The organism is Acetivibrio sp. MSJd-27 (assembly GCF_018918095.1).
In the GTDB taxonomy this organism is placed as follows: Bacteria; Bacillota; Clostridia; order UMGS1840; family HGM11507; genus HGM11507.
In genome coordinates this window covers 76,474-95,384 of sequence record NZ_JAHLPV010000004.1, presented here as the reverse complement: position 1 = coordinate 95,384, position 18,911 = coordinate 76,474, and the positions used below count along the sequence as shown (strand labels likewise).

The 18,911-nt window shown below is 49.7% G+C and carries 15 protein-coding genes; 1 reads left to right on the top strand and 14 read right to left on the bottom strand.

Annotation, left to right across the window (positions count from 1 at the left end; translation table 11 throughout):
• Positions 1-9: 9 nt before the first annotated feature.
• A complete protein-coding gene (locus KQI32_RS02655) occupies positions 10-882 on the bottom strand; it encodes a YicC/YloC family endoribonuclease (protein ID WP_216423851.1) in 873 nt (290 codons plus the stop codon).
• A gap of 112 nt (positions 883-994) precedes the next feature.
• Entirely contained in the window at positions 995-1,366 is a 372-nt protein-coding gene (locus KQI32_RS02650) for a hypothetical protein (RefSeq protein WP_216423850.1), read from the bottom strand.
• Between the two features lie 121 nt (positions 1,367-1,487).
• Between KQI32_RS02650 and KQI32_RS13510 the strand changes: the two genes are divergently transcribed.
• Positions 1,488-1,721 (top strand): helix-turn-helix domain-containing protein, encoded by a 234-nt coding sequence (locus tag KQI32_RS13510; RefSeq protein ID WP_177691772.1) that lies wholly within the window; start codon positions 1,488-1,490, stop codon positions 1,719-1,721.
• 118 nt (positions 1,722-1,839) lie between these two features.
• Here the strand turns inward: KQI32_RS13510 and KQI32_RS02640 are convergent, their stop codons facing one another.
• The 12 genes from KQI32_RS02640 to KQI32_RS02585 form a co-directional block, all read right to left on the bottom strand.
• Positions 1,840-2,220, bottom strand: coding sequence for a VOC family protein (locus tag KQI32_RS02640; protein ID WP_177691773.1), 381 nt, complete (start codon positions 2,218-2,220; stop codon positions 1,840-1,842).
• Between the two features lie 73 nt (positions 2,221-2,293).
• The gene (locus tag KQI32_RS02635; protein WP_216423848.1) at positions 2,294-3,055 is read right to left on the bottom strand and encodes an AAC(3) family N-acetyltransferase; all 762 of its coding nucleotides are present in this window, start codon (positions 3,053-3,055) and stop codon (positions 2,294-2,296) included.
• 23 nt (positions 3,056-3,078) lie between these two features.
• On the bottom strand, positions 3,079-4,263 hold the full coding sequence (locus tag KQI32_RS02630; RefSeq protein ID WP_216423846.1) for an AGE family epimerase/isomerase: 1,185 nt from the start codon (positions 4,261-4,263) through the stop codon (positions 3,079-3,081).
• 260 nt (positions 4,264-4,523) lie between these two features.
• On the bottom strand, positions 4,524-5,246 hold the full coding sequence (locus KQI32_RS02625; RefSeq protein ID WP_216423844.1) for an amino acid ABC transporter ATP-binding protein: 723 nt from the start codon (positions 5,244-5,246) through the stop codon (positions 4,524-4,526).
• Positions 5,233-5,925, bottom strand: coding sequence for an amino acid ABC transporter permease (locus KQI32_RS02620; protein WP_216423842.1), 693 nt, complete (start codon positions 5,923-5,925; stop codon positions 5,233-5,235). The genes KQI32_RS02625 and KQI32_RS02620 overlap by 14 nt, the downstream gene beginning before the upstream one ends.
• An 87-nt stretch (positions 5,926-6,012) precedes the next feature.
• Entirely contained in the window at positions 6,013-6,744 is a 732-nt protein-coding gene (locus KQI32_RS02615; RefSeq protein ID WP_308167031.1) for a basic amino acid ABC transporter substrate-binding protein, read from the bottom strand.
• A 507-nt stretch (positions 6,745-7,251) separates the two neighbouring features.
• The gene (locus KQI32_RS02610; protein ID WP_253290998.1) at positions 7,252-10,017 is read right to left on the bottom strand and encodes a DUF4962 domain-containing protein; all 2,766 of its coding nucleotides are present in this window, start codon (positions 10,015-10,017) and stop codon (positions 7,252-7,254) included.
• A 9-nt stretch (positions 10,018-10,026) separates the two neighbouring features.
• Positions 10,027-12,222, bottom strand: coding sequence for a hypothetical protein (locus KQI32_RS02605; protein ID WP_216423838.1), 2,196 nt, complete (start codon positions 12,220-12,222; stop codon positions 10,027-10,029).
• A 14-nt stretch (positions 12,223-12,236) separates the two neighbouring features.
• Complete coding sequence (locus tag KQI32_RS02600; RefSeq protein WP_216423836.1) at positions 12,237-12,434, bottom strand: hypothetical protein; 198 nt, start codon at positions 12,432-12,434, stop codon at positions 12,237-12,239.
• A 66-nt stretch (positions 12,435-12,500) separates the two neighbouring features.
• Positions 12,501-13,214: a hypothetical protein gene (locus KQI32_RS02595; protein ID WP_216423834.1), complete on the bottom strand. Its 714-nt coding sequence runs from the start codon at positions 13,212-13,214 to the stop codon at positions 12,501-12,503.
• 28 nt (positions 13,215-13,242) lie between these two features.
• Complete coding sequence (locus KQI32_RS02590) at positions 13,243-15,918, bottom strand: S-layer homology domain-containing protein (protein WP_216423833.1); 2,676 nt, start codon at positions 15,916-15,918, stop codon at positions 13,243-13,245.
• 20 nt (positions 15,919-15,938) lie between these two features.
• Entirely contained in the window at positions 15,939-18,902 is a 2,964-nt protein-coding gene (locus KQI32_RS02585) for a DUF4962 domain-containing protein (protein ID WP_216423831.1), read from the bottom strand.
• Positions 18,903-18,911 lie beyond the last annotated feature (9 nt).

Below are 18,911 nucleotides of genomic sequence, written 5' to 3'. Positions count from 1 at the left end.
TCGTCACCCCTATTCTATATTCTGAACCTGTTCGCGGATATTCTCCACCTCAGATTTCAGCTCAACCACCATTTTCGAGGTCTCCAGATCGTTCGCCTTGGAACCGATGGTGTTGGATTCCCGATTCATTTCCTGGACGATGAAATCCAGCTTCTTCCCGACCGCGCCGTCTTTGGTGAGCAGGGCGCCGAATTCCTTGATATGGCTTTTCAAGCGCACCGTCTCCTCGCTAGTCGTAATCTTATCCGCGAAAATGGCGGCTTCGGTGATAATCCGCTGTTCATCCACATTGTTTAAAATGGACTTCAGCTTTTCAACCAGACGGTTTTCATAATCCCGGACAATCTGCGGAAACCGTTCTTCCACAGCGTCCGCCAGCTTTCCAACCTGGGCAAGCCGCACATCCAAATCCGTCTTGATTCGTTCCCCTTCCCGTTTTCGCATCGCCACAATGTCGGCAAGCGCCGCTTCCAGAACGGTCAGGGTGAGAGAGGTTATCTTTCCCTCGTCGACCTCTTTGTTCTCAATTTCGAAAATATCCGAAAAACGTGTCAGGGTAGAGAGGGAGATCTCCTCCGCAATGCCATAGTCCGACCGGAGCTTGGAGAGAACGCTGACATAGTTGTCACAGAGCGCCTTGTTGACACTGATCTCCTTTTCATCCTCTTCTTTTTTCTTGATATACAGATAGATTTCTATTTTTCCTCTTGTTATGTAGTTTTTGGCAGTCTCCCGAATTTTATCCTCTAAAAAACTGTAATACTTCGGCAGCTTGATCGTGCAGTCGAAATATCTGTGGTTTACGGATTTGACCTCTGCGCTGATCTCATACCCGTCAATAAGCTGTTTGCTTCTGCCGTAGCCGGTCATACTTTTAATCATACATATTACCCCAGTTTATTTATTGTGATTCTTTTATTTTACCAGCTTTCCCCGAATTTTTCAAGGTGAATTGAGAAAAAGAACAGAGTATTTTTATTCTTTGTTGTCCAAACTAAATAACAAATTGCTTCGCATTTTCAATAATATATTTCATCGACTTGCTTTTTTCCTCCATTTGGTATATCTCATCCAGGTTGGTTACTTTGGAACTCATAGAAAATAATATAGAAAGATAGCTACCATCCACTCCTAAAATATCAGAACAGTAGATTAATTCAATATATAAATGACATGGTTTCTTCCAAGCTAACAGCAAATTAAGAATTCTTAAATCAGTATAACTACATAAATTGCAAATAAAATAGCGGTATCCTTTATCAATTAACTGCATCAACTTTTTCTTCAAATTTAGAAATTCTGTTTCATCCAATTTCACCATAATACCATGTGGGACAATCGCTACTTTTTCTCTCGTGCTTTTCATTTTTATCTCCTTTTCTTTGTTTTTTCAAAACGCTCCTATATCGGAGCAATTATACCACAATTTGGATTTATAATCAATGAAAAGTTCTTATATCGGAGCAAAAAGAAAGGAGATTCTCACAGTGAATAAGATTATATTAGATAAGGATATCGGCAAAAATATTCGAGCATTAAGGAAAAAGAAAAACATGAAACAAGATGAGATAGCGGCCAAACTGCAATTGGAGGGAGTGGATATTTCAAGAAGCACTTATGCAAAAATTGAATCAGGTAACCGAAATGTCTTCGCCAAAGAACTCATTGCTCTCAAAAGAATTTTAAATTGCACTTATGAGCAAATTTTAGAAGGAAAATGAAGTTTTCAGCCTTGTAGGGAAGAGGCTTGTTCCTTCCGAAATACAGGCCAAATCCTGCACTCCATCAGGCAACAAAAAAGGGACGGCAAGTTTCCCTTGCCATCCCGCAAAATTTCAATTAAAACAACGGTGTCTGACGGTTAATCAGATGCATGATGTTGCCGTCCAAATCCTTAAAGAAAAAGGTTTTCACCCCGGAAGCAGAAACCTTTGCATCAGTGACAACCTCCGCGCCTGCCGCTTTGATGCGGTCAACCATCTCCTCAAAATCATCCACATAGAAAGCAATATGGCGAAGCCCGCCTTTGGTAGGGGTAAATTCTCCGGGTTCTTCCACCTGCTGGCAGATTTCCAGCATGGTATTATCCGCAAGCTTTAAAAAATAAGTTCCCTTCTTGTTGTCATAAACCTGCTCGAAGTCAAATACGTTTTCATACCATTCCTTCAAAGCCTTGCTGTCTTTGGCATAAATGCCGATGTGCTCCACACCTGTAATCATAAAGATATCCTCCTTATTTTTCAGCGCAACCTATGCGCAGTCTTTTGTATTCTGATTTTTGCTGTGAAAAATTTTATTCATCTATTTTATCTACAAAGAAATGTGGATCCCGTTTCATAACCTGCAATGCCTGCTTCCACATCTCGGCCGAATCGATCAGATAGCTTTTTGCACCGTGTACCAAGCCTTCTATGATATACAACTGGTTCAGGACGGTTATCACCCTGTCATAGCGCTGTGCATACCCGTTTTGCGAAATCCAATGGCGGTAATAAGGCTTTTGATACTCCCCTTCCGGCGTTTTGATGGTATAGAGAAAGGGTTCCGGTGACAGTACATAAGGCGTGCGGAAAGCCTCCTCCACCCCATGCATACTGGTGTTTGGCTTCAAACCGCAGCCCAGCATAAGAATTTTCCCGCCATTCTCCTTCAGTTTAAAAAAGGGGGAATGTTCTCCTACTGGTGTATTGTCCAGATGATGGCTTTGGGTATAGGTATCCGCTAACTTTCCCAAAGCCGCGCAGGAATGGGTAGGATGGACGCTGCGCAGGCTCTCGCCCAAAGTTCTTACATATTCGCTGACTGCTCCCACACAGGAGGGCGTTTCTGTCTGACTGAAAACAGGCGATTCAGGCGTCACGCCGGCATGGGTCAGCGTGGGAAACACCAGTGTTCCGCTGTCCTTCACAACAGAGCGGAGTGCGTCCAGCAGCGTCTGGATTCCCCCGTCTATTTTCCCCATCGCCTTGAATGAGGAATGGATCAGCACGGAATCACCGGGCTGCAGGCCCAGGCAGATCAAATCTTCTTTCAGCTTTGTGTAATCCCTGTTCATAAAAGCCTCCTGTTTTCAATATGTCACGAATATGAAATGCTTGGCAGCTGATTTTGGAACAAATCGCAAAGATAAATCAAAGCACGCGGCAGATGAAAAGGATCCTTGACCGGCAGCGCCGCGCTCTCCCCCACGTTGCCATCCTTGTCCAGCCAGTTATACCAGTCCCCATGTCCGTTGGGATAATGGGAAAAGGCAAACTCATTTACCTTTCGGTGCATATTCAGAAACCAGTCCTCTTTTGTGTGCTTGTATGCATAAGCAGTAGCGACCAGAGTCTCAACCTGCACCCACCACGGTTTGTAGGTTGGCTTGCCCCAGAAGACGGGCTCTTTTCCGTCGATATCCAACGCCAAACGCATTCCGCCTTTTTCGGCGTCCCAGCCGAGTTCAATATGTCGTTTTATAATTTGACAGCACTTCTGAATCTTGTCGGTCTCACCGCGATCCTCAAAAATATTGATTAAAAACCACATGCACTCGATGGCATGCCCGGGGACGCAGCTCCGCCCTTCCGGTGTATCTGAGAAGCCGCCTTCTGCCTTGACAAATTCGAGGATGGCATCCTTTTCTTTCACATAAAATTTATTGAGTACCTCCAACGCTAATTCATATCCTACATCACGGATATCCTCTCTTTCGATCGCCTTTCCAAGCTGGTCATAAAAAAAGGAAAAAATCATGTTGACTCCATGGGTTTTCAGCCCTTCGGGAATCACATAGGGTGCAACCTGATAACTTCCGAGGTGCTGTTGGCGGTACCAGGTGTTTTCAAACGTTTCCACAGCAATTTGTTTTGCTCTTTCATCCTTGGTAGCCAGGTAGTATTCCGTCATACCAATCAGCACGAAACCGTCTACATAAATGCTGATGTCCTTATCCAAAAGGGTTCCATGCTCATCATACCGATAGTTCCATTTTCCGTCTGCATCCCGCCCGGTGTGAAGGAGATAGTGAAACAGACCGTTCGCGATCTCCAGATACTCCGGTTTCTTTTCAATGCGGTTATACATGGCAGAAAAAGTCCATAATGCCCGCCCCTGTGACCAGATATACCGATCTTTGGACAGAATGGTCCCATCCTCTGCCATACAATTATTAATGGCTCCGCTGGGATCCGGGGCGTATTTTATCCAATACGGCATAACCTGCTTGTTCAGCGTGTCACTGTACTGTCTCCAATACGCTTGAAAAAGCTCCTGATTCAATTTTAATCTCCCCTATCTATTGCAGTGAAAACTGCAAAATATATTCTTTATCAGTATAGCATTTTAAGTATTGTTTTTCCAGCCTTTTTCATAATTTAACGAGTAAATTAAAACGAATGCTGCATAAAGAATAAAAAAGTTTTTCTTTCCGAAAAACGCAGCCGCGCTTCGCACGCTGTTTTTTGAAACATGCAATTGCGCACGATCCCGCGCAATTTCCTATGTTATCAAAAAAGAGCCGCCATACAGGCAGCCCTCTCTCACAACACCTTATTCAGGAAAGATTTTGTCCGGTCATTCTTCGGAGAACCGAAAATTTCATCCGGGGTTCCCTGCTCCATGATAACGCCCTCGTCCATAAACAGAACGCGGTTGCCCACTTCACGGGCAAAGCCCATCTCATGGGTGACAACCACCATGGTCATCCCCTCATTAGCCAGACTTTTCATAACCTCCAGAACCTCTCCTACCATTTCGGGATCCAGCGCTGAGGTAGGTTCGTCAAACAGCATAATATCCGGATTCATTGCCAGAGAACGTGCAATCGCAACCCTTTGCTTCTGCCCTCCTGACAGCTGTACCGGATAAGCGTTGGCTTTATCCTTTAGTCCAACCCGCTCCAGAAGGATAAGCGCTGATTTTTCCGCTTCCTCCTTCTCCGCTTTTTTCAGCATGATAGGAGCCAGCGTCAGATTCTGCATCACGGTCAGATGCGGGAACAGGTTAAAGTGCTGGAATACCATGCCCATCTTTTGACGAATCTGATCCACGTTGCATTTCGGGGCGGTAATTTCCTCCCCCTCAATAAAAATTTGTCCTTTTGTCGGCGTTTCCAAAAGGTTCAGGCATCTTAAAAAGGTGCTCTTTCCGGAACCGGAAGGTCCGATGACAACAATTTTCTCTCCCTGTTCAATATGGATGTCAACCCCTTTCAGAACCTCCAGATTGCCAAAATATTTGTGCAGGTTTTTAACGGTAATCACCTTGACGAAGCCTCCTTTCCAGACGCGATAATAAGGATGTCAGAATCATAACAATAATCAGATAGATCAATGCCGCGCCAACCAAAGGCAGGAAGGAGCTGTATGTCGCATTTCGGATATTATAAGCGCCGCGCGTCAGATCATGGCCTGAAATGTAGCCGACTACGGAGGTTTCCTTCAGCAGTGCGATAAATTCATTTCCCAGCGCAGGCAGAACATTTTTAAAAGCCTGCGGCAAAATGATTTTGCGCATCGTCTGGGAATAGCTCAACCCCAAACTGCGTCCCGCTTCCATCTGTCCGTTATCGATCGCCTGAATGCCGGAACGGAATATCTCGGCAACATAGGCGCCGCTGTTTACTCCAAAGCCGAGAATTGCAACGGGGATCGGATTTTTCGCAAACGCCAGAACAATATAAAACCAGATCATCAGCTGCAAAACCACCGGGGTCCCGCGGATGACCGTCAAATAAACATTTGCGATGACATCCAAAAACTTTAATTTTTTGTTCTTTTCAGCAGAAACCTTACACAGTGCCACAATCAAACCGATTACTATGCCGATCAAAAGAGCAAAGAACGTGATGATCAGCGTATTGCCAAGGCCTCTTATAATTTCAAGATATCTGTCCTTGTCGATAAAACAGGTGTAGATATCCGCCATCAATTTGTCAAACATAAACCATTCTCCTTTTCCGGCGCCGGGGAACCGCACTCAACAAAAAGGGGCGACGCAACAGCCATCGCCCCTTCCAGCCAATCGGATTTATTCCTTTACGAACTGATCGGTGAATTTGTCGATAGAACCATCTTCCTTAAGCCTCTTCAACACTTTGTTGACTGTTTCCAGAAGCTCAGTGTTTCCTTTTTGTACAGCAATCGCATACTCTTCGCTGGTCAGCTCTTCATCAAGCACTTTAATGTCTGCGTTTTTCTTCGCCAGTGCTTTCGCGGTATAGCTGTCGATGATAACCGCGTCGATCTTGTCAGATGTCAGTGCCATAACAGCATCCATACCGGTGGGATATTTGCTCACATTAGAAGACCCATATGTTTCGGATGCATAGTCATCCCCGGTTGTTCCGTCCTGAACACCAATTTTTTTGCCGTTCAGATCTGCGGCAGTAATTGTGCTGTCCTTTTTCACAATCACCAGCTGAGATGCCTTATAATAGGTATCGGAAAAGTCAACCTGTTCCAGTCTGTCAGGTTTGATCGTCATGCCTGCGATCCCCAGATCCACTTTACCGGACTGAACAGAAGTGACAACGGATGCAAATTCCATATCGGAAATTTCCAATTCCTTGCCCATTTCTTTGGCAATTTCTTTTGCGATTTCGACATCAATCCCGACGATCTCTGTTCCCTCTTTGTACTCAAACGGCGGAAACCCTGCGTTGGTCCCCATCGTCAATACCTCTTTGTCTTTTTGTCCGCATCCGGCCATGACCGCGATAACCATGGTCAAAGCCAGTCCCAATGCCATAAGCTTTTTCATTTTCATTCCTCCGATTTTTAATAAATTGTTTTCAATAAGGGGTGTGCCGCGCCGTACAGCGATCCGATGAAATAAGAAACCACTTCCCTCGCTTAAAAAGACGCAAGCATTTTCCTTTTTGCTGTAATTATACCACTTGTATTGCATAAAATCAAGATGTTTTGCATTGTTATTCATTCAAATTGATTAAAATAACGGATCCGGGAAACAAAAGAAGCGGGATGCCATCGCAGCTTTTTTCTGTGTTGCTTTCCGCAACGACTGCTGTCCGCTCAGCTATTTCCAGTTTTGTTTTCTAACCTTACAGACAATTTCCACATTGCTTTGTTTTGTCCAGTACGTATTCAGCAACGTAATCGTTTTCTTTTCACCCATCCATTCCAGTATTTCGTGAATAGGAATCGTAAAAATAAACTATAGACAAAAAGGACTCGTTGCAAAACGTGCCCTTTTTGTCTTTTTCTTATTCTTGATTCACAGCAGATCGGAAAATGGAAATTTTCCTGTTTATGGCTGCAGCGCGGCCGCCTGTATATCGCCGTCCCACACAAAGGCTTTCACAGTTTTATCCGCCTCAAGGCCGGGGTCGCATGTCAGCCGCAGAGTTTTGCATTCTCCCGGGGAGAACGCCTCGTATACCGTTTGGATATCCACAAGCTGATTCCCCGTCTGATTGTAGACGGCGAGGATCAGACCAAATTCTTTGGATTCGGCGGTACAGTTGGTGACAACCGCCTCATAGCCGTCTGCGGCGGCGGTGATTTTGGCTGCGCTCTGCCCATTGAGAGCGACGGGGATCCACTGGGTTTGCACCTTATCGTAAGCAGCGCTGTAAACCTCCGCCCGGTAACTCCCCTCCTGCAGCGGGCCAACCACCGCGCTGACGGAATAGTTACCATCCGTCCTGCAGGAAAATTCGTTCATATAGATGATCTTCTGATCCGGCGCAGTCAGCCGCACCGTCATCACCCGATTCTCCGGCGCGATGCCAAGTTCGCCTTTCAGGCGGAGGATCTGCTCTGCCGCGTACACCGTGACAGTGAACGCCGGCAGTTCCGGTTCCTCCGCCGTAATCTCAAGGGAAATGCTTCTCCCATAGGACGTGTGGCTGACATTGACGCTGTAAACCCCAAAGCCGCTAAGCGGAATCTCCGATTCATAGGAACCGTCTGCAGAAACTGGAATTTGCCCGCTCCACACTGTGTCCCCGCTGTCGGAAACCACTGCCGCCGTCACCGGCGTTTCCGTGCTGCCGGAAACCATGCCGCTGACCTGGATGGTCTTTGTGTCAAAGTGATACGCCGCCTGCACCGGATCCGCCGGCTTTACTGTCTGGCTACCCGGGTCAACCGCGATCACCTTGTCTCCAAGGACAAATTCATAGATTCCCTGCTGGGTTTTGTTCAGCTTCACAGATGCGGGAGTCGTGCTGCCCGCCGCCCAGGTGATCGCCGTGGCTTGAGTCCAACTATCCGCAGTTTTCTTCACCTGGATAAACTGGCCGCTGCCTGTGACATTTTTCCCGGTATAGACCGGCAGAGAGACGCTTGCGCTCTCCGCCCCGCTCTCGGCGAAGGGGAGAATCCGCAGATTGCTGTTTGTGCTCCGGCACAGATAGCTTCCGTCCGCCTGAGCCGCGATGGCCGACCCTTCCGGCCGCCAGCGAAAGGTCAGATCCGTCTCCTCCTGAGCTTCCACCTCGTCCAGCACCAGCAGAGCATCCTGCTCTTTTAAATAGACGAAATGGCGATAGAATTTTTCAAGACCGGACTGAGGATGATAACTCCCAGTGCCGTCTGACACCACATAGGTGAATGTGGGATAACTCTCCATCTTCACCACTCTGGGATTCGCCTGATACCAAAGCTTGTTCATATCAAGCTGATTCAGGCCATAGCTCGCCTGCATGGAGGGCAGATCGCCAAGCTGGCCCTGACCGCCCACCAGCAGAGTGTTGTGCTGCCCGGTACTTCCGGTCACATAGCCGTCGTCCTTGAACAGCCATTCCCCATTAGCAAAGATAACGGGGCTGTTGATATCGGGATGCTGGTGCCCCGCCCCCAGATCATACTGATTAGGATCCGCCAGCACATACTCCGCCGCCTTTTTTCCCATCACCCTTCCGCTGCGGAAGGCGACAACATCCTCGCTGCCATCCCATCCACTGCGCAGATAGGTAAAACCGGTATCGGAGAAGGTTTTGTCCAGCGGCATATTATCCGCCGAAGGCGCCTGCTCCGAAATGGCGGGATTATAATGGATCATTAGCTGCCAGGAAAGGGGCGCATTGATCTGGTTCCGCCAGTTGTAAAGCCGGTCAATACACTGGTTGACATACCACTGGATCACCGGGTCGCCGGTCTTGCTTGCAATGGCAGCCATAAAATTTGCCATGCTATAATAGCTGTAAACCGGCGCGTCGCCGCCGTTAAACTGGTCGGTGTCGTATCTCCATGCGTCCCGGGGGATGGCGTTGTAGAACCCCCACTTCGCCGCGTTCCGGAAAACCGGAAGTTGGAACATCTGAGTGTTTAAGAACTGATCCGACAGCCTGCTCACCATAGTTTGCCACCGCATGGTGATACTCCAGTACATATGCCCTTCAAAGCCAGTGCCGTCGGCGGGGAACAGCTCCAGCGTTTTCTGGAAGTTGTCGGAGATCTTGGTCATCCAACCCTCTGCGGCCGGATATACGTCATAGATGGCGGTTGCAGCCACGAAAAGAGAGCCCCAGCAGGACATCATGTGATTCTGCAGCCAGGAGGTTTTCCACCAGCCGCCCTTTATCATGTCTTCTCCCCGGACTGAGAGGGCGTTGACCGCCGCATCCCGTTCCTCCTGTGTCAGATCGTGGTAAAGCCAGTCATAGTACAGAGCAATCCCCAGAAAGGCGCCCTGCCCGGCCATCTCGTTGTTTGCGGTTGCGCCCCGGCTTGCCCAGACGGGGTAGGAAATCAATCGATTCACATACCGGGTAGCAGAAGCTTTATAGCCCGCCTTTTTTGTCTCATCCCCGGTGAGCTTATAGACAAAGCAAAGAGTGGACAGCTTTTCTCCCCAACCGGAGATCCAGAGGTTTTCCCCCTGATTGATCTCCTCCGACCAGTCAGGCGGAGTCTGGTTCACATAGCTATCCGCGTCCTGTTCGATGCCTGCCCAGATTTTTCCATAGTTGCCTGTGCCGGTCTGTGCCTTCAATGCGTCAAATCCCTGCTGATCCAGAAGCAGGCAGAGGAAAAGAGATATTATCTTGTTGCATTTTTTCAATACCATCACCCTCTGTTATTCTTCCTTCATGGGTTTCAACGGGGTCAGATTGTTATCGCCCGACCACAGGAAGGCGCGGATTTTCACATCCCCCTCCAGAGCGGACACGTCAATGGAATCCGTGGTGTAAGTCACCTTGCCGCTGTTGGCGGCAACCAAAACATTTTTGGACGCCATGGCGTTCATCTTCTCCACGCCGTTTTCCACCGTGTAAGCCGCCACCGTCAGCACGCCGCTTTCAGAGGCTGCAGTCTGATTCACCGCGGTAAAGCTTGCGGTGACAGCCGAAAGATCGCTTTTGTCGATGAAAAGCTCACCGATCTCCATCATCGGATCGCCGGTGGTGAAGGTCTTGGTGATGCTCAGGGGTCGTCCGTCGATATCCTTCACATCCAGCGTAATGTCATAGGCTGTGTTGGGCATAAGCAACTCGTCAAACGCCAGGGTGTACTGCCGGACAGTGCCATTGGAAACCGGATTACCCGCTGTGGTGACAACCTTCTCAGTGCCCGCTTCCTTGACCGAGATATTGGCATTGGTCAGCGTGCTCACATCCGGAAAGTAGCTGAAATCCACGTCAATGCCACCGGCGGATACCCCTTCCTCCTTGGGGAGCTTCATGCTGAATTCGGGATAGGTATAAGCACGGATATAGTCAAAATCAACATAGTTGATATTTCTGAAATAACCTCTCCACTGGAACGCAAAGATGGTATTGGTCTGATTGTTTCCGTATTCAGTGCCTGCCGTACCGTTTCCGTCGGTGGTGGTTTTCATCGGTTCTCCATCTACCAGGATGGTACGCTCCTGTTTTGTCCCGTTATAGATGATGCTGACATTGTGCCATTCGCCGTTTGCGGCGTCAGCAACCTTCTTGGATGTGTCTGCCGTATTTGCTCTTACTGCTGTATGCACCCCGCCGTGATAGAGACAAACGCCGGGAGCATTCCCATAGTTCACAAAGGGTTGAAGCCGATCGGTTTCTGTGTTAAAACCGTCGGTACGGTAACGGAATTCCAGCACCACGTTGGGATTACCGGCAATCGAGCCCTGATTTTTGGCAATCTGAGGAACCGCAGCACCTGCAAAGGGATCCCCTTCCACACCGGTCATCCGCAGATAACCTTCCTCCTCCTTGATTTCGATAGCTCCGTCTCCGGGAGTCGTGGTAAAGCCGCTTCTATTCTCGCCGGCTATAAAATTATAGTTATATAGATAATTTATCGTATACGCCGGCGCTTTGGGAACTGCAGCAAAGCTTTTCGCCTCTGTGCTGACAGGGGTGCCGTCCGCCGAGGTGACAGCCGCATCGGCTGTGACTGTGTAATTCCCTGCCGCCAGAGGGGTTTCAAACCCCAGGGTATAGGTGTTGGGCTTTTCATAATTTCTCTCCACAGCCACGACGGAAGCGCCGTCCACCGTGAAGTTTGCAGGAATCATTTTGCCCGGATCCGGCAGGCTGTTGAAGGTCAGGTCCACCTTCGCGCCGTCGGAACCGGAAGGCGTGTAATCAAAGCTTTCGGGACATGCCGCAATACGAATGTAATCAAATTCCAGAGGTACATTGTCACGGATGCCCGCTTTCAGACAAATATTAAACATGCCGCTTGCAGACCAGGTGTTGCCGGATGCAATCTCTTCCCCCGCTGCCCCGTTGATAAACACCGTTCTCTTGTTTTCAATATTGTCATACAGCACGGAAATAGTATTCCAGACATTTGCCCCATTGATTGTTCCAATCTGCTTCCTGTCATTGACATTGGCCATATCGAACACCGTATTACTGATTGAACCGCCGTCGTTGAATACCGCGTGGCAGTGCCTTGTCTGATCGTTATAGAGATCTTTTTGCCCCAGAGAGGTATAGCCATTCCAGCCGCCGTTTTGTGCAAACCGAAACCGATATTCAAACAGAAGCTTCGGTTTATTTGCCGCGGTATTTTGAATTGTCTTATTTAATTCGACCGTCCCGGTGCCTGATGGCAAGCTTACCTGCAATACACCGTTTCCGGTTTCTTCATCCATTTTTCTTTCAACCTGATACGCTACACCGGAAACAGTTTCCCACTCGCCCGCATCATAGGATGTATCAAAATCGTTGAAATACAGCACATTGACGTCCTCTGCGACGCCTGTCAGAACCAGGCTTCCCGAGAACACCGACAGCGCAAGGGCTGTCAAAACCAGAAGGGATATTATTTTTTTCTTCATTTCAACACCTCCCATCAGTTGTTTACAGCGATAATCTTATCGCTGTAAATGGTATGGAGTTCAGTTCTATCAGTATAGGTCACATACGCCCGGATATAATAACTGTCGCCCAGGAGAGACAAGTTCCCTTTAAACTGTATGCCAAACTGTCCTTTGCTGTTGGCATTGTTTTTGGCGGCATACTTTTTACAGCTGTCTGCATTGTCCCGCACCGCCTCTAAGGTGGAGCCGCAGATAATTCCGTATTCGATAATTTCATATCCTTCTTTTTGGGTGATCTACCCAAAGGTGATCGACTGAGTCTTGTCCGCAGACTGAAAAGCAACCTCTGCAGGAAGGGTAATTTCCGGCGGCAAAGCCGCGGCTGCTTTGAAGGAAACTTCGATGACGGTGTCCCGCGTTACGGTGATGGTTACCTTCCCCTCGTTGTTTGCGGGAGTATCCGCGCCATTGACCAGAATCTTATCCAGCTCGTAGCCCTGGTTGGGAGTTGCTGTAAGGGTGAAGCTGCCGTTCTCCTCCACCGTTGTTGTTCCCCCTGGGATTACCGTGCCGTTTGCACCCGATGACACCGTAACGGTGTAGGTCTTCACTGACGCCTTGATGTAAGAGGTTGTAGCGCCTCCCTCGGTATAGGACATTGGTCTGGAAGAGCCTACCGCCACATAAAAGGGAACCTTCTCCCTTGGAAAAAACTGAAACGTTGCGCTGCCTTCTCCATCGGCTGTCGCCTCGTTGACATACAGCACTTTGCTAGGATCGGTTTTCAGAACGGAGGGATCCTCCCCTTCCCTGATAACTGCAGCCGTGATCGTCTCCCCGGCAAAATAAGGATTGGAAACGGTGACGGTATAAGCGCCGTCCGCCGCCTTGGTGACGGTCACAGGATTATTGGCGGAGGTAAAATCACTCTCCGCTGCAAAAATCGTTAAGGATGCCTGAAGCATGAAAACGCCGGTTGCCAGAAAGGCGGCAAAAGCTTTTTTCAACATAGATATCCTCCCTTTTATTTTTTGCCTGTCAGATGACGATCATGGCGTCATAGTCCAGGCTGTAAATTTGGTAATAGAACATTTTGCAGTAGTTCTTCGAATCGGTGTAGTAGTCCACAATCTCCGCCGAGGCGGCCTTCCGCACGGTATTTTTTTCAGTGTCAAACAGATAGAGATTCCGGGGCAGTCTATGAATTTCATTCGCATAATCGTTTACAGCAACGGGATCGGTGATCTGCGTCACATCACCGTTCACGATGGCCACCATGTCCCCCTTGGTGTATGCCACATTACCATAGATAGTTCTGTACTGCCCGTTATAATCGGACATATTGGGATTTGTAGCGTCATCGTATTCTCCGGTAGTTTCATTGTATTTCTTCAGCTTTTTCTCCTTGCCGTCGAAATACAGCCGGTAAGCGAAAATCTCATTGTTGACGTTGAGCTTGATCATCATTGCGTCTCCCACCGAACGATCCTTGAACAGCTTATCATCCACCGTTCTCGCCTCCGATGCCACGCCGCCCTTTAGGTAGTAAACCTTGTGGATCACATCCCCCTTATCGTTCACCGCTGTGGTAATCTTGGAGATGTAGCACAAAAGTTCGTACTGGGCAAACTGCACATTGTTCCCCATCTCACTTTCGATGACCAGGGAGGAAGCGCTGATCTGCTTGTAATCCTCATTGTATGCATAATAGGTATAAGGTGAACCGTTCCCCAGAGCCGCCGGAGTCAGGATGGCAAAATCCTCGTCCTGCGCTGTCGCCGGTTCTGCCGGAACAGAGAAAATCACCGTGTCCGCCTGCAGGAAGGTGGTTCCTTCAAACACCATCTGTCCGGAATAGTATTTCTGGGAGGTGCCCTGGTTGATTTTGATCAGCCGCACATCCCCCTCCGGGTCGTTGGCTGCTTTACCGTTAGCTGTGTCGATGTAGGTGATGCTGCCCTTCTCGTTCATCTTGAACCGGATCAGCTGGTTTTTGAAGTCGCCGTCATCATACAGTTTTTTGAAGGTTTCTGCCGCAGTGTCTCTCACCCCGTCCATCTCCACCTTGTCGTGAAGGTCGCGGATCATCATTTCACCCTTCTCGCTGAAGATTTTCACCTGATAGATTCCCGAAAGGGTATCCTCCTGCCGGCCGGCAATCAGATAACCCAGCTGAATAGAATCCGCTGACTGAACGCTGTAGCCCACAACATCCCCGTAAATGTTGGTGGTGAAGGTGCCGTAGCTCCCCACCGCAATGCCGGGATAACGCGCCTTGAAGCCTTTGTCCGTGTAAGAAAGGCTGGGTTTTTCCTCCCCATTGTCAATGGTCAGGCCGATTCTGCCGTCCTCCTCATAGATGGCGGTGATGGTGCCGCTGAAAGTCTTCTCGTTTCTGTACAACTCGGTATAGCTTCCATCGTCACTGGAGAACCGTGTGACTACATCCCCCGGTTTCAGCATGGCAAAGCTCTGCTTTTCACCCGCAGCGTCCTTCAAGATCACGTCGGCGCCGCCCTGACCGCAGTCGATTCTGGTGCCGTCGGTGAACAGCACAATCTCCTCCGCGGTGTTCAGTCTGTCCACAATATAGTTCTGATAGGACTCCACAAAAACCACGTCATACTGTCCGTCCTTGTCGCCGTCCACAAACTCCAAAGATCCCTCCTCCGGAGTCAGCAGCTCCGCGCTGAAACCGGTGGCTGCCTTCTTGTTGTATATCACATACAGGCTGGCGGGGACGGTGAAGCGGTATTCCTTCCCGTCCTGCTCATAGGTCAGGGTGGAACCGCTGTAAGACACGATGTCATCCGCGTCAAGCTTCAGCGGCAGCTTGTTGACAACCTCTTCAAAGAAGATAACCGTCTCCTCTTCCTCCAGATAATAGGCCTCCACATAGCGTCCCAGCATATCGCTGATGCCGGATTCGCTGGCGTTTAGGATCAGCCTGCCAATCTGGATTTTTCCCTCAGGCAGGTTGGCGGAGCTGTTCAGAAAGCTCACCTCGTTGCCCATAATCTGGCCTTCCGCCTTGAAGATTCTGTGGTATTCGCTCAGCAGGGTTTCCCCTTCCTTGACCGTCTTGCTAACCATCCCATTCGCAACCGACATGACCTGATAAAGCTCTGTTTCCAAAGTATTTCGCACCAAGATAGAAAGATTACCGCGATTGATATTTTCCATCAGGTTTATGTTCAAACCGGAAGTTAACCCCAGATCCCTCGCCAGAATGTAATAGTTATAGGGATATTCTCCGGGGGTATTATCTGCCAGTTCTTTGTATCCCAAGATTCTGGCGCAAATCGCCAGTGCGTCCCCATGGGTAATAAACTCTTCCGGATAGAAGTTTCCGTCCCCTCTGCCCGCCATGATCCCCAGGGCACTTATGACCTGAATCTCGGCGGCGGCGTAATAGTTTGGCGGGACGTCCTGATAGCCGGTATTCCCGGAAAACTCCCCGATGGCCAGATTCATCATCTTGGCCGCCAGCACAGCCATCTCGCTGCGGGTGATGGTCACCTCAGGCGAGAAGTTTTCGATGGTGTTGGGCTCCATAATCCCCAGCGTCAGCAGAAACTCTGCGTCCTTCTCAAAGGACTGACCTGCAATGTCCGCCGGGAAAGCCTGAGCGATCGCCAGGCATCCCAGAAACAAGGTCAGCGCCAGGAACAGGGACAGGGTTTTGCGCAGCTTTCTGTTATTTTGCATCTTCATGATACCCTCCTATTGTTTCGTTATTCCGCATAAAATCCCACTTCAGAGATACTGTTCCAGCTGTTACTACTGTTCCCCTTGCCCAGGATTCTGATATATCTTGTCTTTACCTTCTCCTTTAAGGGAAAATCTTCCATCTCTTCGCTGTTTCCGGAAGACTCCGCGTCCAGCACGGTGGCGAAATTCTCCCCGTCGCCGGAAATCTGAACCTCGAAGAAGGTTTTTCTGGTCTGGCCGGAATAGAAGGCCGCGGAGACTCTGCCCACTTCAACCTCCTTGCCGAAATCAAACAGAAGCCATTGACCGTTCCCGTCGGCAGACCATCTGGAAGTGAGGTCGCCGTCGATGGTGTTTTCCCCCACGTTTCCGTCGCTTCCCGAGTAGGTGAGGTTGGAGATACCGATCTCGCCCAGCCCCATATAGGGCTTCGTCTCAAGGATATACTCCTTCGTCTGCTTTCCGTCCGGGGAGGTCAGGGTGATGTGCTGTTCGCCGTATGTCCCTTCGGTATATGCAATATCCGCCTTGGTGCCGTTAACCAGCTGCAGGATATTAATGGACGGTCTGCCGGTGTCAAAAATCGTGCTTTCATAGCGTCCGCTTTCCTCGTCCACCAGCTTGGCGGGCATACCGTTTACAAACATGCCCAGGATTCCAATCTCCGCCGAAGCGTCCGTCATGATATTCGCAACCGACGCCGCCTCGTCATAGTAGATCCCCAGCTCCAGCGCCTCGCAGATAGCCCGCAGGGGAATATATACCGAACCGTTGCGCATGATGGGTATGGCTTCCAGCGTCCGCTCCTCCCCGTTGACCGTCATTCTGTTGGAGAGCAGCTTCATGCCGATCTCCTTCTCCGGGGTTCTTAAGCGAATCTCTCTGGTATCCCGATTGTAGCTGGTGTTCATATTCATCACGTCGATAAATTCGGTGACCGGAATCAGAATCCGGTCGTTTTCCATGATCGGCGTGTCATTAAAGTGCATGAAGGTTCCGTCATATTTCACGTTCAGGTCAAAGGACATCTTTTCCATCTCAGTGGTCATCTTTTCCAGATCGACAGTAACCGTGGTGTCGTCGATGGTAAAGCGCAGCTCCTTTCCATTTCGTTTCATATCCACCTGCTTGGGATTGCCCGCCTTGTCCGCCCAGGAGATTGCGGTGGCCTGCACCCAGTTGTCGGTAGTATTCTTCACCTGGATGGCCAGCTTATCCCGCTTGCCGCCGGATTTGTCGGCATTTTGGGGGATCATTGAGCTCTCCGAGGTGACCCCATTCTCCAGAAAAGGCTTAACCACGTATTTGCTGTTGTTGCCAAAGAAGATGTAACCGCCGTCCGCCTGCTGGAAGCCCGACTGGCTTGCCGGGTGGAACCGCAGCTCCAGCGGAGTAGGGTTGTTTGCCTCCACCTCGTCAATCACAATCAGCACATCCGGCTTAACATAGAGGAAATGCCGCTTGTATTCCTTCAGACCTGTGGCGGAGGGATAGGCCGCCGTGCCGTTAGCTACCACATAGTTCAGCTCCTTGCTCTCCTGCAGGGAGTCGATGGTGGGCATGGCCGCGACCGCCTCCTTGGTCCAGCTCCCCATCCCATATTGCCCCTGACCGTTGACAATCAGGGTGTTGTGCTGGAAGGAGCTGTTGGTCACATAGCCGTCATCGGGGAAGAGCCATTCCCCGTTGGCAAAAATCAGAAAATGATTCACATCGGAATGGGAGTGCCCCGTCCCCAAATCATAGGGCGAGGTATCCGCCGCCGCCGCTTTTCCCATCACAGGGCCGCAGCGGAAGGCGATGGCCGACTCGTCGCCGCTCCAGTCGGAGCGCATAAACACATAATTCAGCTCTTCAAACTGTCTTGTCGTGGGCATACTGACTGCAGGCTCTTCCTCCTTCATGTCATAGCTGTAGAAGACGAAATCCCGCCAGGTAGGCATCTTTCCTGCCTTCAGATACATATCCACGCACTGGTTGGCATACCACTGGGAAACCTTGCTGTCGCTGACCTCTGCCATGTAAGAGAGAAAGGCCAAAGAACCCTCCGCGTTGCTGGCCGTTGCGTCGCCGAAGTTGAAAACGCCCAGGGTATTCGCATTCTCCATAGTGCCGAAGGGCAGAGTCATATACAGAGCGTACTCCCAGCTTTTCTGCATATAGGGCTGCTGGGTGTAGTCGATGTTCAAAAATTTGTTTCCGATCTCACACAGATAGACCAGCGCCTGCATCCCATACTGCCAGTAAAGATATCCCTCGTGGGACGCGCCATCCTCCAGAAAGGTGAACACCTTGTTGAATTTTTCAATGCCATAGGAAAACCATTCCTCTGCCTCCGGATACACGTCATAGATGGCAGCCGCGGCAGTCATCAGACCGGAGACGCTGATCCACATATGGTTCTGCATATACGCCTGATTCCACCAGGAGCCTTGGCGCATCCGGCCGCCCCGGGCCTTGAACACATCCACAATCTGGCTGCGCTCGGCTGCGGTCAGCTCGTCATAGCACCAGTCATAAAAGACCGAGATTCCCACCAGCATATGGGCACAGGACAGGTCATTATTTTCATAGGCGCTCCGTCCCCAGGTAGGGTAGGAAATTGCCGTGACAATCCACCGTTTCCCCGCGTCCAGATATTTTTGATCCCCCGTCATCCGGTAAGCGAAGGCAAATTCGCCAATGCGATCCCCCACATTCCGCATCCAGAGATCCTCCAGATCGGCGATGTGATACTCCGGCGCGTCCTGCTCAGCATAGGTATTCAGATTAGCTAGATATCCCTCCAGCAGAACCTTCATGTCCGCATTATTTACAATCTTCTGCTTCAGTTCCGTGAAGCCGTCCTCATCAATAAAGAGCCGGGGATGCTGATTCGCATACTGCTTCAGGTTATCGCCCTCCAGCGCCATGGCCGGCATAGCCGGGCAGATCGCAAGCAGCGTCACTGCCGCCAAAAGCAGGGCAATCCATTGTTTTCGTCTCACAAGCCATCC

Excerpts from the sequence above, each read along its gene's own strand:
- KQI32_RS02655 (WP_216423851.1), bottom strand. The coding sequence starts at position 882 with ATGATTAAAAGTATGACCGGCTACGGCAGAAGCAAACAGCTTATTGAC.
- KQI32_RS02650 (WP_216423850.1), bottom strand. The coding sequence starts at position 1,366 with ATGAAAAGCACGAGAGAAAAAGTAGCGATTGTCCCACATGGTATTATG.
- KQI32_RS02640 (WP_177691773.1), bottom strand. The coding sequence starts at position 2,220 with ATGATTACAGGTGTGGAGCACATCGGCATTTATGCCAAAGACAGCAAG.
- KQI32_RS02635 (WP_216423848.1), bottom strand. The coding sequence starts at position 3,055 with ATGAACAGGGATTACACAAAGCTGAAAGAAGATTTGATCTGCCTGGGC.
- KQI32_RS02620 (WP_216423842.1), bottom strand. The coding sequence starts at position 5,925 with ATGTTTGACAAATTGATGGCGGATATCTACACCTGTTTTATCGACAAG.
- KQI32_RS02615 (WP_308167031.1), bottom strand. The coding sequence starts at position 6,744 with ATGAAAAAGCTTATGGCATTGGGACTGGCTTTGACCATGGTTATCGCG.
- KQI32_RS02610 (WP_253290998.1), bottom strand. The coding sequence starts at position 10,017 with ATGGTATTGAAAAAATGCAACAAGATAATATCTCTTTTCCTCTGCCTG.
- KQI32_RS02605 (WP_216423838.1), bottom strand. The coding sequence starts at position 12,222 with ATGAAGAAAAAAATAATATCCCTTCTGGTTTTGACAGCCCTTGCGCTG.
- KQI32_RS02595 (WP_216423834.1), bottom strand. The coding sequence starts at position 13,214 with ATGTTGAAAAAAGCTTTTGCCGCCTTTCTGGCAACCGGCGTTTTCATG.
- KQI32_RS02590 (WP_216423833.1), bottom strand. The coding sequence starts at position 15,918 with ATGAAGATGCAAAATAACAGAAAGCTGCGCAAAACCCTGTCCCTGTTC.